Annotated in this window: 13 protein-coding genes; 10 read left to right on the top strand and 3 right to left on the bottom strand. The window is 70.5% G+C overall.

Annotated features, from left to right (window positions below; all coding sequences use genetic code 11):
* The first annotated feature begins 53 nt into the window (after positions 1 to 53).
* The 10 genes from HF526_RS05715 to HF526_RS05670 all read left to right on the top strand — a co-directional run bounded on the left by HF526_RS05715 (position 54) and on the right by HF526_RS05670 (position 11,293).
* Positions 54 to 1,478 (top strand): metal-dependent hydrolase family protein, encoded by a 1,425-nt coding sequence (locus tag HF526_RS05715; protein WP_169380206.1) that lies wholly within the window; start codon positions 54 to 56, stop codon positions 1,476 to 1,478.
* Positions 1,479 to 1,551: 73 nt separating this feature from the next.
* Positions 1,552 to 2,964: an APC family permease gene (locus tag HF526_RS05710; protein WP_169380205.1), complete on the top strand. Its 1,413-nt coding sequence runs from the start codon at positions 1,552 to 1,554 to the stop codon at positions 2,962 to 2,964.
* A gap of 103 nt (positions 2,965 to 3,067) precedes the next feature.
* Complete coding sequence (locus HF526_RS05705; protein WP_169380204.1) at positions 3,068 to 4,198, top strand: FAD-dependent monooxygenase; 1,131 nt, start codon at positions 3,068 to 3,070, stop codon at positions 4,196 to 4,198.
* A 69-nt stretch (positions 4,199 to 4,267) separates the two neighbouring features.
* Complete coding sequence (locus tag HF526_RS05700) at positions 4,268 to 4,687, top strand: hypothetical protein (RefSeq protein ID WP_169380203.1); 420 nt, start codon at positions 4,268 to 4,270, stop codon at positions 4,685 to 4,687.
* A 158-nt stretch (positions 4,688 to 4,845) separates the two neighbouring features.
* Positions 4,846 to 7,269, top strand: coding sequence for a xanthine dehydrogenase family protein molybdopterin-binding subunit (locus HF526_RS05695; RefSeq protein WP_338051317.1), 2,424 nt, complete (start codon positions 4,846 to 4,848; stop codon positions 7,267 to 7,269).
* Positions 7,266 to 8,135, top strand: coding sequence for an FAD binding domain-containing protein (locus tag HF526_RS36805; RefSeq protein WP_169380201.1), 870 nt, complete (start codon positions 7,266 to 7,268; stop codon positions 8,133 to 8,135). Before HF526_RS05695 ends, HF526_RS36805 begins: the two co-directional genes overlap by 4 nt.
* A gap of 2 nt (positions 8,136 to 8,137) precedes the next feature.
* Positions 8,138 to 8,710, top strand: coding sequence for a 2Fe-2S iron-sulfur cluster-binding protein (locus tag HF526_RS05685; RefSeq protein WP_169380200.1), 573 nt, complete (start codon positions 8,138 to 8,140; stop codon positions 8,708 to 8,710).
* Positions 8,703 to 9,641 (top strand): AAA family ATPase, encoded by a 939-nt coding sequence (locus HF526_RS05680; RefSeq protein WP_169380199.1) that lies wholly within the window; start codon positions 8,703 to 8,705, stop codon positions 9,639 to 9,641. The genes HF526_RS05685 and HF526_RS05680 overlap by 8 nt, the downstream gene beginning before the upstream one ends.
* A gap of 3 nt (positions 9,642 to 9,644) precedes the next feature.
* Entirely contained in the window at positions 9,645 to 10,898 is a 1,254-nt protein-coding gene (locus tag HF526_RS05675) for a VWA domain-containing protein (protein ID WP_169380198.1), read from the top strand.
* Positions 10,895 to 11,293, top strand: a complete 399-nt coding sequence (locus tag HF526_RS05670) for a RidA family protein (protein WP_169380197.1) — start codon at positions 10,895 to 10,897, stop codon at positions 11,291 to 11,293. The genes HF526_RS05675 and HF526_RS05670 overlap by 4 nt, the downstream gene beginning before the upstream one ends.
* A gap of 152 nt (positions 11,294 to 11,445) precedes the next feature.
* Here HF526_RS05670 and HF526_RS05665 read toward each other — a convergent pair whose 3' ends face one another.
* From HF526_RS05665 to HF526_RS05655, 3 genes are all read right to left on the bottom strand, one after another.
* Positions 11,446 to 11,601, bottom strand: coding sequence for a hypothetical protein (locus tag HF526_RS05665; RefSeq protein WP_169380196.1), 156 nt, complete (start codon positions 11,599 to 11,601; stop codon positions 11,446 to 11,448).
* A gap of 88 nt (positions 11,602 to 11,689) precedes the next feature.
* Entirely contained in the window at positions 11,690 to 12,124 is a 435-nt protein-coding gene (locus tag HF526_RS05660; protein WP_169380195.1) for a Rid family hydrolase, read from the bottom strand.
* A complete protein-coding gene (locus tag HF526_RS05655; protein WP_169380194.1) occupies positions 12,121 to 13,248 on the bottom strand; it encodes an FAD-dependent oxidoreductase in 1,128 nt (375 codons plus the stop codon). Before HF526_RS05655 ends, HF526_RS05660 begins: the two co-directional genes overlap by 4 nt.
* Positions 13,249 to 13,380 lie beyond the last annotated feature (132 nt).

Genomic DNA, 13,380 nt, shown 5'->3' with positions numbered 1-13,380 from the left:
CACCGCGCAGCACGCCCAGTGCCCAGCGCGAGCGGAACGGGAGGACGCACGCCATGCCGTCATCGTGGTTGCTCATCGAGAACGGCACCGTCGTCGACGGTGCGGGCTCACCGGCGTCGGCCTCGACGTCCGTCCTGGTCGAGGGCAACCGCATCGTCCGGGTCGGTCCGGAGGCGACCGCCGACGCGGTCCCCCGGGGCGAGCCGCTCACCCGGATCGATGCGACCGGCAAGACCGTGATGCCCGGGCTCATCGACGCCCACTGCCACATGACCTACGGCGAGAGCCGCACCGAGGAGGAGATCGACCTCTACACCAGCCCGGAGCTGCGCACGCTCAAGGCGGCGTTCCACGCGCAGAAGGTGCTGCGCGCCGGCGTCACCGGGATCTCCCAGCCCGGTGGCAGCTACTTCATCGGCGTGGGGCTGCGGGAGGCGATCAAGGACCGGATCGTGCAAGGCCCCCGGATGACCTCCGCCGGCCGCTACATCAGCACCAGCAACAGCCTTACCGACTGGTATCCGGATTCGGTCGGCGTGCCCGAGGGATCCATCGGCATTCTCGCCAACACCGTCGACGGGATGAAGGACGAGGTGCGGCGCCAGGTGAAGAACGGCGTCGACCTCATCAAGCTTGCGGACAGCCCCTACGGCGACTACCAGGCCTTCACCGACGACGAGATGAAGATCGTGGCGGACCTCGCCCACCAACTCGGCAAGAAGGTCACGATCCATGCCCGAGGCTCCGCCGAGGTCGACGCCGCCGTCCGGGCGGGCATCGACTGGATCATGCACGGCAACGTGATGAGTGACGAGACGATCGAGCGGCTCGCCCGATCCGGCAGACCGCTGGTGCCGACACTGCTGCTGCTGGCCAACGTTGCCGACTACGGCGCCCGGGTCGGAGCGCCGGCCCCGCTGCGTGACGGCATGAAGCGCATGCTCGACAAGACCGGCGACAGCCTGCACCGCGCGCACGAAGCGGGCGTGCGCATGGTGCTGGGGACCGACACCGGCTTCTCCGTCGCCCCTTACGGCGAGTGGCACGCCCGCGAGCTCGAACTCCTCATGGACTACGCGGGTCTGTCGGCGCTGGAGGCGATCCAGGCGGGCACCCAGCACGGGGCCCTCATGCTCGGCCTCGACGGCGAGATCGGCGTGATCGCACCGGGGATGATCGCCGACATCATCGTGGTCGACGGCGACCCGGTGAAGGACATCAGGGTCCTGCAGGACAAGCGACGCATTGAGACCGTGATCCAGGACGGCCGCGTCGTGGTGTTCGACGAGGCTGCGCTCGCACGGCACTGGCCGCACGAGCGGGGCCAGGCGTACTCGGTCACCGACCTCACCTATGACCTGGTGCACGGCGGGTCGGGTGCGCCCGGCAACGGGGACCTCCCGGAGCTCGACGCGAGCGACGCGAGGGATCTCGTGGCGGACCTCCAGCATCGGGAGGCCTCCGCACGGACGGACTGACGGCGTCACCCGTCGTCGGGCTCAGCAGTTGGCAGTCCACCTCCGATCCGTTCCTCTCCACCGGGGTGATCACATGACAACGAGCAAGGAAGTCCCCGAAGACAGCTTCGACGACGATCTCGATCTCGATCTCGTCGACGAGAAGCCCCTGTCGTGGTTCGACGTGTCCGCAATGGGCACCGGCGAGATGCTGTTCACCGCGGGCTGGGCCTGGATCGTCTACATCGCCAGCTCCTACGGCATCAAGTGGACCATCATCGGCTTCGTCGCGGGCGCGCTGGTCATCAACGGGACGTGGTGGCTGTACCGTGAGATGATCACGGCCGTTCCCGAGCCGGGGTCGATCCAGTCCTACGGCCGGGAAGCCGGGCTGTTCTCCCTCGGCACGTCCTACTTCATCCTCTACGCCCCGGTGTACGGCGCGTTCATGTGGCTGGAGCTGCTGGTCGCCCAGGGCCTGTTCGAGTTGCTGTTCCCGAGCGTGCCGGGGGGCATCTGGCCCTACGTCGTCATCGTCCCGGTGGTGGGGTTGAACCTGCTCGGGCACCAGATCACCGGCAAGGTGCAGGCCGCGCTGGTCGTCGTCACCCTCGTCGGCGACATCCTGCTCGCGGTCGGCCTCTGGACCCTGGTCGCCAGGAACAGCTTCTGGTCGGCCAACTGGGAGTCGCCGACGCCGACGAACTGGCTCACGGTCTTCATCGTCGCCGGGCTGTGGCTCGGGATCATGGCCGGGATCATGGAAGTCCAGCAGGTGCTGGTCGACGAGTGGCGGAACTTCACCCAGTCCCGGGATGTGGGCCTGCTCTCGGCAGCCTGGCAGCTGTGGGCGCGCCAGCTTCCCCTGGCCCTCGCCATCCTGTCCGCCGCACCGCTGAGCGCGCTGGTCCTGATGCCCGTGCCGACGGTCGGTTCGATTCAGTCGATTCTCGGCGAGCACACCGAGAGCCCCTGGCTCTACCTCGCGTTGATCACGATGCTCATCGCCACCTACACGACGCTGAGCGTGTTCTTCATGGCCATGGGCAAGATCGTCGCGCTCTACGCCCAGCAGGGGGCGCTGCCGCGGGCCCTGGGCCGCTACTCCACGCGCTCGGTGCCATGGGTGGCGATCCTCGTTCTGGCCGTGTTCGCCCTGATCGGGGTCTACTGGCAGAACTGGGCCTTCGTCTCCCACGCCCTGTCCACCTGGTCGGTCACGCTGTACTTCCTCATGGCGCTGTTCTTCCTGCGCATGCGGGCCCGCAAGGACCTCGACCGGCCGCTACGGGTGCGCTACGGGGTGCCGATCGCGATCTTCCTGTTGATCTACACCGGGCTCATCGCGTTCGGCATCTTCAGCCTGGACTGGAAGGCCGCAGCGGGCTGGCTCGTCCTGGTCGCCGTGGTCGCGCTGTACGACAAGTTCGTCGTGCCCCGCACCAGGCGCGGTGGCTTCTACCGGGCGCAGGTGCTGCGCCAGCGCACGGACGCCACCCGCCTGTAGGTCGCCGGTGCGAACGCCGGCTGACGGGACGCCCCTCTCCCGGCAGCCGGCTCCCCGCCGCGACCGCGGCACCACCTGAGGGACCCAGGGAAAGGACGTCGCAGTGAGCAAGGCGAGGCATGCGGAGATCGCCGGGGCGGGGCTGGGAGGTCTGGCCGTCGGGATCGCACTCGCTCAGCGCGGATGGCGGGTGCGCATCCACGAGCGGTCCGCTGAGCTGCGGATGTTCGGCGCCGGGATCTGGTTGTGGGAGAACGGGCTGCGCTCGCTCGCCGCCCTGGGCGTCGAGGAGGTGGCCACCCGCAGGGCCAAGCGGATCGAGACCCTCGTCGCCCGCGACCAGGAGGGCAAAGCGCTCATGCACCGGGTGTTCGGCGCGGCCGACCGGATGCTGCTGCCGCCACGCGCGGACCTGTACGACGCCCTGATCGCCCGGGCCACCGAACTGGATGTCGACGTCGTCGCCTCCTCGGTCATCGTCGGCGGCCACCCCCGCGGCGAGCTCGAGGACGAGGACGGCAAGGTCTGGAAGGCCGACCTGGTGGTCGCCGCCGATGGCGTGTTCTCCCGGGTCCGGGAGTCGATGCTGCTCACGCAGCGGGTGGACTACCTCGACGAGGGTTACACCCGGTTGCTCATCCCCCGCCGGGACGGGGACCCGGCCACCGAGATCACCGAGTACTGGAGCGGGTCGCGGCGGCTGCTCTACGACCCGTGCACCGACGAGGTCAACTACGTCTGCCTGTGCTGCAACGTCGACGACGAGGCGGGCCGGCGGGTGCCGGTGGACAAGGAGAGCTGGCTTGAATCCTTTCCACATCTGGGCGGAATCCTCGAGCGGATCGACGAGGTCGGCCGGTGGGACCGGGCCATGCGGGTGACCTGCCGCGCCTGGTCGCGGGGCAGCGCCGCGGTGGTGGGGGACGCCGCGCACGCCCAGCCGCCGAACCTGGGCCAAGGTGCCAACCTCACCTTCCAGAACGCGTTGTCGCTCGCCGCATACCTGGATCGACACCACGACGTGCCGACGGCGTTGCGGGGCTGGGAGCGGGCCGAACGCCCGCTGACCGACCACGTCCAGCGGTGGACCGACCTCTATGGGCGGGTGGCCAGCGCCTGGCCCGACCGCTTCGCCGCACGGCGCAGCCAGGTGCTCGAGTTCGCCACGCGGGTGCCGTGGGTGGCCAAGCAACTGAACAAGGCGGCCCGCCACGTCCCCGTCGGCGCGCCGTAACACTTGGCGGCCGCGAGGGAGCCGGGCAGAGTGCACTCACATCGATTCCACAGCAGGGTAGGGGTCTGAATGTCACAGGAAGCGAAGGCGGCCGGCGGACAGCGCTACGAGTACATCCCACGGCCGGAGGTGGTCACCAAGGAGTATCTCCGGGACATCCTCGAGATGTACTACATGCACAAGTGGAACCCGAACAAGGACACCGTCGCCGCGGTCAAGAAGTGGCGGGACTGGCCACTGGTCGTCCGCATGCCGGACGTGAAGGAAGACTTCACGGTGATGATCGACGAGGGCCGGGTGCTGCACGTGAAGGAAGGGCTCCCCGAGCGGCCGCGGATCCTCGCCACGATGCTCTCGGACACGATGCAGCGGATCTATTACGACGAGACCACGGCTGCCATCGAGTCGATCGCCGGCCGGATCAAGATCCGCGGCAATGAGACCGAACGCCGCCGGATGCTCGCGGCGATCTCGTACCTGACCTGGTGAGTCCGATCTGCTGATGCTGCCTCCCTGTGGGTCGGTCACCGGACCCACGGGGCGACGACGAGAGGCGTGGAATGACTGAGACGTTGCCACTGCCGGACCAGCACGTCGGTCCAGGCGCCCGGGAGCACCGTTCCGGGAACAAGCTTGTGGGTCGTTCGGTGCCCCGGACCGAGGACCTGGCCCTGCTCACCGGGACCGCCCGCTTCATCGATGACATCCGCCTGCCCGGCATGCTCTACGCCAAGATCCTGCGCAGCACGACGGCGCACGCCCGGCTGAACGGGGTCGATCTGTCGAAGGCGCTGCAGCAGCCTGGCGTGCGCGGCGCGCTGTGCGGCCAGGACCTCCTCGGCAAGATCAAGCCGTGGGGCGACATGATGCAGGATCTGCTGGTCGGCGATCACTTCCCCTTCGCCACCGACAAGATCCTCTACGAGGGGCAGGAGCTCGCCGCCGTCGTCGCGGACAGCAAGCATGAGGCGCTGGACGCGCTGGAGATGATCGAGGTCGACTACGACGAGTTGCCGGTCGTGGTCGACCCGGAGCAGGCGCTGCGACCCGACGCCCCGCTGATCCAGGAGGGGATCAACTACGAGTTCGGCGAGGGCAACATCTTCGACCGCTACCGGGTGCGGGTCGGGGACATCGAGGCCGCCGAGGCCGATGCCGACATCGTGGTGCGGCAGCGGTTCAGCACCAACCGGCAGGCGGGGGCGGCGCTGGACCCGCACGGCTGCGTGGCCAGCTATGACTCGTTCACCGGCGTGCTCACCATCTACTCGTCGACTCAGTCGATCTTCATGGTGCGCGACATCCTGGCCGACACGCTGCAGATCCCGCGCAACCGGGTCCGGGTGATCGTCCCGGAGGTCGGCGCGGGATTCGGGTCGAAGGCCCAGATGTTCGCCCACGAGGTGATCGCCTCGGTGCTCTCCATGCAGCTCGGCCGTCCGGTGCACCTGGTGCTCGGCCGCGGAGAGATCTTCCGGGCGGGGACCGCGCGCAACGGCCAGGTGCGCTACGCCGAGCTGTTCTGCAAGCAGGACGGGCGGATCATCGGGTACCGCGACTACGTCGTGCACAACTGCGGCGCGCAGTCGCTGTGGGGCAACCAGGTCGTGCACATCGGCACCAATGTCGGCATGTTGCCGTACCCGATTCCGAACATCCACGTCGACGCCGACATCGTGCACACCAACACCGCGCCGGGCGGCCCGCTGCGCGGTTTCGGCATCCCGCAGACCATCTGGGCCAAGGAACAGCTGGTCGACCTCGCGGCCGAGCAGCTGGGGATGGACCCGTTGGAGCTGCGGTCGCGCAACGTGCTCCGGCCGGAGACCTTCCCGTTCCGGACCCCGATGGGTCAGGTGGTCGACAGCACCTCGATCCACGAGTGCCTGCACCAGTGCGCCGAGGCGATCGGCTGGAAGCAGAAGAAGGCCGAACCCGTCCCGTTCGAGGGCGTCGGCCTCGCGGTCTCGATGAAGTACACGAGCTGCCGGCACCCGTCGTTCGACACCGACCTGTCCGCGGTGCGGCTGCGGCTGGAGACCGACGGCACCGTGACGATCTTCTCCAGCGATGTCTCGCACGGCCAGGGCCATGCGACGTTCCTGGCGCAGATCGTCAGCGACGTGCTGGGTGTGGGTTTCGAGAAGGTGGCTCTCGCCCAGCCCGACAGCGCGACCTCGCCCTTCGGGCTCGGCACGTTCGCCAGCCGGGCCGCTGCCGTGCTCGGCACCGCATGCCGGCAGGCTGCGGAGCGGCTGCGCGAGAAGGTGGTCGCCATCGCGGCACACGTGCTCGAGGCCAACCCGGAGGACCTGGAGACGGGCAACGATCGCGTGCACGTGCGCGGCCTCCCGGACACCGGGCTGTACCTGGAGAATCTGGCCGGGTACGCCGCGTATCGCACGCACCAGCTGCCGCCCGGGTTCGAGCCGACGTTGGAGTCGGTGGCCACCTACGACACGCCTACCGAGCGGGAGGCCTCCGACGGGTCGGGCAACCTCAGCGTGACGTATTCGGGCGCTGCGCACGCCGCGCACGTCCGGGTCGACCCCGACACCGGACGCATCACGGTGGTGGACTACGCGATGGCGCACGACACCGGTGTGGTGATCAACCCGCTGATCGTCGAGGGTCAGCACCAGGGCGGGTTCCTGATGGGCATCGGGATGGCGCTGGGCGAGGACTACGCCTACGACGAGCAGGGTCACATGCTCAACGCCAGCTTCAAGGACTACCAGGCGCCCTACGCCCCCGAGTTGCCCGAGCTGACCAAGATGTACGAGATCCCGGCCCCGTCAGTGACGATCCCGGGCGGGCAGAAGGGCGCGGGGGAATCCGGCACCGGGCCGGTGCCGGCGGCCATCGGCAACGCCGTGTACGACGCGACCGGCGTCCGCTTCACCGCGCTGCCGATCACCCCGGACCGGATGCTGCTCGCGCTGCGCGAGAAGGAGCGGCGGGGGATGGCGAGCTTCCGATACCCCGACGACATGCCCGAGTTCACCGGCCCGCGCTCGGCCGGGGAATGGCCTGCCCCGACCGCGTCGGATGAAGGAGACCTGCTGCTGTGAAGCCCTTCACCTTCCACACCCCGAGCGGGCTGAGCGAGGCGGTGAGCCTGCTCGAGCAGCACGGGCCGGACGCCCGGGTGATCGCCGGTGGCCAGACCCTGCTGCTGGCCATGAAGGAGCGCCTCGCCCGGCCTGCCGCGCTGGTGTCCCTCGCCGGGTTGCCGGGCCTACGGGGCTGGCGCTACACCGATTCCGGTGCCCTCGAGGTCGGTGCGGCGACGACGTACGCCGCTCTTGCCGGGGCAACCGATCTCGCGGGCTGGCACGCCGAGATCGCCGCGGTGGCCGGCGACCTGGCCGACCGGCCGGTGCGCACCATGGGCACCCTCGGCGGGGCGCTGTGCGCGGCCGAGCCGCGCTTCGACATGCTCACGCTGGTGGTCGGGCTCGGCGCCGAGCTGGTCACCGTCGGGCCCGGGGGCGGGCGGACGATTCCGGCGTCGAAGTTCTTCGACTCGGCCGGGGGCACCGTTCTGCGTCCCGACGAGATCCTGACCACGATCCGGTTCCCGCGGCGGACCGCGTTCTCCGCAGTCGGCTTCGAGAAGTTCCGCTACCGGGTGTTCGACGCCGCGCTGGTCTCAGCGTGCTGTGCGCTGCGACTCGGCGACGACGGGGCGGTCGCGGACGCGCGGGTGGTGGTCGGGGCGGTGCACCCGGCTCCGGTGCTCGTCCCCGGGGTCGCCGACGGCCCGCTCACCGATGCCGCGGTCACCGAGATCGGCCGGCGGGCCGCTGCCGAGGTCCTCCCCGAGGAGCTCGCCACCACCCCGCTACGCCGTTACCAGCGGGAACTCGTCGGAGTGCTCGTGGCCCGCGCGATCGCGCGGGCCCACGACCGGGCCAAGGACCAGAGCGGGAGCTGAGCGTGCAGACCATCACGATCACCATCAACGGCCGGGACGTCACCGCGGAGATCGACGAGCGCACCTTGCTGCTGGAGTTCATCCGCGACGTCGCGGGTTTCACCGGCACACACAACGGTTGCCTGGAGGCGCGCTGTGGGTGCTGCTCGGTCGAGGTCGACGGCGACATCGTCAAGTCCTGCAACGTGCTGGCGCTGCAGGTCGCCGGGCGCAGTGTGACCACAGTGGAGGGCCTGTCACCGCAGCGGGTCGCGCCGCTGGAGCACATCACCACCCAGAGCCTGGCGGGCGTCTACCGGCCACTCGACGCGCTCGGAGCGCAGGACGCGGACCTGCATCCGCTGCAGGCCGCGTTCCACAAGTGCCATGCACTCCAGTGCGGGTTCTGCACGCCCGGGATGTTGATGGTGCTCAAGGACTACCTCGAGGACAATCCCGAACCCACGCGTGAGGATGTCCGCAAGGCGATCGCGGGCAACATGTGCCGCTGTACGGGCTACCAGCACATCGTCGATGCCGCGATGGAGGCCGCGGAGACCATGCGGCCCGTCGGGGCCCCGGTCGCCGATGGCTGAGGTGACCACCGCCGAGCTCGACGCCGATCCGGTCCGGGAGCTCACCACGGCGCTGGCCGGGGAGCACTACGTCGCCGACCGGCCGTTGGCCACCGTGCTGCACCTCGCCCGGCGCCTCGAGCTCCCCGTCCTCCTGGAGGGGGAGCCCGGGGTCGGCAAGACCGCCGTGGCCGAGGCGCTCGCGGCGGTCCAGGGGGCCCGGCTCGTACGGTTGCAGTGCTACGAGGGGCTGTCGGCCCACCACGCGCTCTACGAGTGGGACTACGCCCGGCAATTGCTCGACATCCGGATCAGCGAGGCCGAGGGCCTGGCCGGCAGCGGGCTGCGGTCGCGGATCTTCTCGCCGGAGTTCCTGCTCCGCCGGCCGCTGCTGGAGGCGATCTGGCCGGGTGGTGACGACGCGGAGCGGCCGGTGCTGCTGCTCGTCGACGAGGTGGACCGGGCCGACGAGGAATTCGAGGCGCTGCTGCTCGAGGTGCTGTCGCAGTTCCAGGTGACCATTCCCGAGATCGGGACGATCCGGGCCACCCGGCGGCCCACGATCGTGCTCACCGCGAACCGGACCCGGGCGCTGTCCGACGCGCTCCGCCGGCGCTGCCTCTACCACTGGATCGGGTTCCCCAGCCCGGAGCGCGAGATCGAGATCGTGCGGACGCGCCTTCCGCGGGCGTCCGAGCGGCTGGTGCAGCGCGGCTGCCTGTTCGTGCAGAGGCTGCGTGGCGGCCACTACCGCAAGGCGCCCGGCGTCTCCGAAACGCTCGACTGGCTGCGCGCCCTGACGCTCTTCGGCGCCACCGACCTCGACCGCGCGCGGGTGGAGGACACCGTCGGGTGCCTGCTCAAGGACGCGGACGACATCGCGGCGTTCCTGGGCCGCGACGGCGAGGACGTGTACCGGGAGTTCGGTCTGCTGCCGGACGGCCTGGGGTGAGCCGTGACGCCTGACCGTCCACGCGCGCTCGCACCGCACCCGCTCGTTGCCGCCGCGCGTGATCGGCGCCGGCAACGAACCGGGGACCTCGACCACGACGTCGCGCTGTTCGCTGCGTTGCTGCGCGACGTCGGCGTCCCCGCGCCGCTGTCGGCCGTGCTGCGCGCCGTCCGCGCTGCCGCCACTGTCGCCCTGGAGCGGCGGGAGGATCTGCAGGTCGCGCTGCGCAGCAGCCTGGCCGCGTCGGTCGAGGAGGCCGCGGTCGTTGACGTCGTGTTCGGGGTCTTCTGGTCCGTCCGGGCGCCCGAGGAACGGGGGCTTGTCGACGAGTCCGGTGGCGGGGACGACGAGGCGGCCGGTGAGGGCCGCCCGGACGCGGCCGGCGGCACTGCGGCAGGGAGCGGGGAGCGCCGGGTGGACGGCTGGACCCGGCGGGCGACCTGGAGCAGCACCGGCACCGGCCGGCGGGTGTCGGCGGCGGTCCCGGACCGGGACCGCCGGATCGAGGAGCTGGCCCGCCGGTGCGCCCGCGCGCTGGGGACCGCCCGCAGCCGCCGGCGCCGCCCGGACAGCCGCGGTGACCTCGTCGACCTGCGCGACAGCCTGCGGCACAACTTGCGCTATGGCGGGGAGGTCGCCGACCTGCGGCGGACCAGGAAGCGCCGGGAGCGGGCACGCCTGGTGGTGCTCTGCGACCTGAGTACGTCCATGCAGCCGTACACGCCGTTCTTCCTGGCGTTCGTGCAGGCCCTGACCAAGGCGGTCCGCTCGGTCGAGTGCGCGATCTTCAATGTGGAGGTGACGCTGGTGACCGACGTGTTCCGTCGCATGCCGCTGCGCCCCGCGCTGGCCTGGCTGGAGCACCGCTCGGTGTCGCTGGCGGGCGGCACCCGGATCGGTCACTGCCTGCACGGGTTCACCGGTGAGCTGGAGGCCCGCGGTGCACTCGCGCCGAGCACGACCGCGATCGTGCTCAGCGACGGCTGGGACGTCGGTGACGCCGATCTCCTGGCGCGCGAGGCAGCCCGACTGCACCGGCAGGTGGGCCGGCTGGTCTGGCTGGACCCGCACGCGGCCGCGACCGGCTACCGCCCGCAGGTGGGCGGGCTCCGGACGGTGTGGCCGTTCCTCGACGACTACCTCGACTTCTCCACCGTCGAGTCGCTCACCGCGGTCGTCGCCCATCTGGAGGGCATGCGCGATCGGCCGCGGCCGGTCCGCAGCACGTTCGACGACGACGAGAGGAATGCAGGATGAGTGCCAAGCAGCGAGTGGAGATGCGGGTGCCGGGGCTGCCGACGCCGCTCAGCCACTACACGGACGCGGTGCGCTTCGGGGACCTGCTGTTCGTGTCCGGGGTCGCCCCGCTCGACGAGAACGATCGGCTCGTCGGCGAGGGTGACGTGGTCGCCCAGGCGCGTCAGGTGCACGTCAACCTGGCCAAGGCTCTCGAACACGCCGGTGCGAGCTTCGCGGACGTGCTCAAGGTGACCGTGTACCTGACCGACGTCGACGACCGCCAGAAGGTCAACGACATCCGTCGGGAGTACTTCGGCTCGGCTTATCCGGCCAGCACGCTGGTGGAGGTCAGCGCACTCGCCGTCCCCGGCATGCTGGTGGAGATCGAGGCGGTCGCCGGTATCCCCGGTTGAGATCTGCGGCCACCGAACGGGACCTGGCCGTGGTACGGCCGTGCCGGATCAGTCGCGAGGTCCCGTTCGGCGGTCGCGGGGAGCAGGCTCATGGCCCCCGTTCGAGGAGCAGCGCGCCGGCCCGGGCGGCGACCTCGTGGGCCGCCCCGGGATCACGCAGCATGTCTCTCCGGCCGGATCGCCTCGCTGGACCGCCGCAGCGCCCGGCCCAGGCCGTCCGCCTCGTCGTCGGACAGGGCGTTCGCGGAGTCGGCGTGCCGGCGCGGGAACAGCGCCAGCCAGCCCGGGACCTCGTAACCGCGCAGCACGCCGGCGACCCATCCGACGGCGTCGATGCCGGGACCGGCCAGTTCGGAAGCGCGCCGTCCGCGTCCGGGCAGAGCCCGCAGTGGCCGCTCATCCGACCACCGCGACGGCTTCGACCTCGATCAGCAGTTCCGGCTGCACGAGCCCCGCCACCTGAACGATCGTGCTGGCCGGACCGTGAGCCGGGAACAGGCGCTCGCGCAGCGCGCTCAGTTCGTCGAACCAGCCGAAGTCGGTCACGAACACCGTCACCTTGAGCAGGTCCTGCCAACTCGCACCGTGCGCGGCCAGGATCCGGCCGACGTTGTCGAAGGCCTGGCGGGCCTGGGCCGGTCCGTCCCCGACGCCCACCACGCGCCCCTGGTCGTCCCAGGCGACCTGTCCGGAGATGTAGAGCAGGTCCCCGGCGGAGACGCGCACCGCAGTGGAGTAGTACGGCCGGAACGGGGGCGGCGTGCCCGGCACGTCCCGGATCGACTTGCGCGGGCTCATGCCCGTGATGGCCGCGCCTCCGTCGCCGGTCACGACGCGTCCCCGACCGGCAGGTGCCGAGCCGCGCGGTTCAGTTGCTTGTCCACCCACGGGATGGCCGTCGCGAACTGCAGGAACTTCGTCCGGCTGTCCGAGAGGTGCTCAGGCCACATGCTGACGATCCACCCGTAGCCGTGGCTCCACCGCTGCACGTGATCGGTGAGCGCGCGCTCGCGGTCCTCCCAGGCCCGCAACGCCGGCACCACGTCGCGATCCCCGCTCACCGCGGCGGCCAGCGAAACGGCGTTCGTGAAGGTCATGTTCGCGCCCTGGCCGAGGTTGGGGGCCTGCGCGTGGGCCGCGTCGCCGACCAGCACAACCTTGCCCTCCGACCAGGCCCGGCACCGGACGGTCATGCCGCGGTCCCATCGCCCGTCCTCGCCGATCCGGTCGATGATCTCGGAGAACGTCGGGAAGGTCTCGGCCCAGCTGTCCTTGTCGACCGGCACGGACCGGCCCCGGCGGTCGTCCACCGGGCAGGAGAAGGCGACGTAGTGCTGCTCGTCCGAGGACGGGCAGTACAGGAGCCGGCGCGAGCCGTGCCAGGCCTCGGTGATCACCGATGCCTCGTCGCCCGGCTTCCTGGGTACCAGCAGCCGGATGTAGCCCTCCCGCAGGTAGGAGATCTTGTCGGTCAGCTGCAGCGACTCCCGGATCCGGGAGTACGCACCGTCCGCAGCCACGACCAGATCGGCGGGCAGCCGGGTGCCGTCGGCGAGGACGAGGACGCCCTCCGGCTCGGCGTCGGCGACCAGGGACTCGGTGACGATCTCGACTCCGGCGGACCGCGCTGCGTCGATCAACGCCTGGTAGAGGTCGGCGCGCACCGGCAGGACCATCTTGTCGTCGTCGGTGAAGCCGCGGCGGAACATGTCGTGGCCGTGCTGGTCCACGACCGCCCATTCCTTGATGCGCGTGGCCCCGCGGATCGCCTGTTCGTCCGCCCCGATCAGGCGCAACGAGCGCAGGCCGTTCTCCCACAGCCAGATGCCCGCACCGAACATCCGCAACTCGGTTGCCCGCTCGTGTACCCGCACCTGCCAGCCCCGCAGGGCGAGCGCTGTGGCAACCGCGAGCCCGCCCAGCCCCGCGCCCGCCACCTCGGCTGTTCTGCGCATCGGAACCTCCCGTCCGGCCGGGAGGATCCTGGCAGGCGGGCGTGAGCAGCGCGTTAATGCGGCGCGTTGCCGTCTTGATCATGCATGCAATCTCGCGTACAACCTCAGCGGGGAGGTGCTCAGGTGATGCGT

The organism is Pseudonocardia acidicola (assembly GCF_012911935.1).
Taxonomy (GTDB): domain Bacteria; phylum Actinomycetota; class Actinomycetes; order Mycobacteriales; family Pseudonocardiaceae; genus Pseudonocardia; species Pseudonocardia acidicola.
Note: the sequence above shows the minus strand (reverse complement) of the source record. Positions and strands in the feature narration are given on the sequence as shown.

Coding starts and splice junctions, on each gene's coding strand:
- HF526_RS05715 (WP_169380206.1), top strand. CDS start 54: ATGCCGTCATCGTGGTTGCTCATCGAGAACGGCACCGTCGTCGACGGT.
- HF526_RS05710 (WP_169380205.1), top strand. CDS start 1,552: ATGACAACGAGCAAGGAAGTCCCCGAAGACAGCTTCGACGACGATCTC.
- HF526_RS05700 (WP_169380203.1), top strand. CDS start 4,268: ATGTCACAGGAAGCGAAGGCGGCCGGCGGACAGCGCTACGAGTACATC.
- HF526_RS05680 (WP_169380199.1), top strand. CDS start 8,703: ATGGCTGAGGTGACCACCGCCGAGCTCGACGCCGATCCGGTCCGGGAG.
- HF526_RS05670 (WP_169380197.1), top strand. CDS start 10,895: ATGAGTGCCAAGCAGCGAGTGGAGATGCGGGTGCCGGGGCTGCCGACG.
- HF526_RS05655 (WP_169380194.1), bottom strand. CDS start 13,248: ATGCGCAGAACAGCCGAGGTGGCGGGCGCGGGGCTGGGCGGGCTCGCG.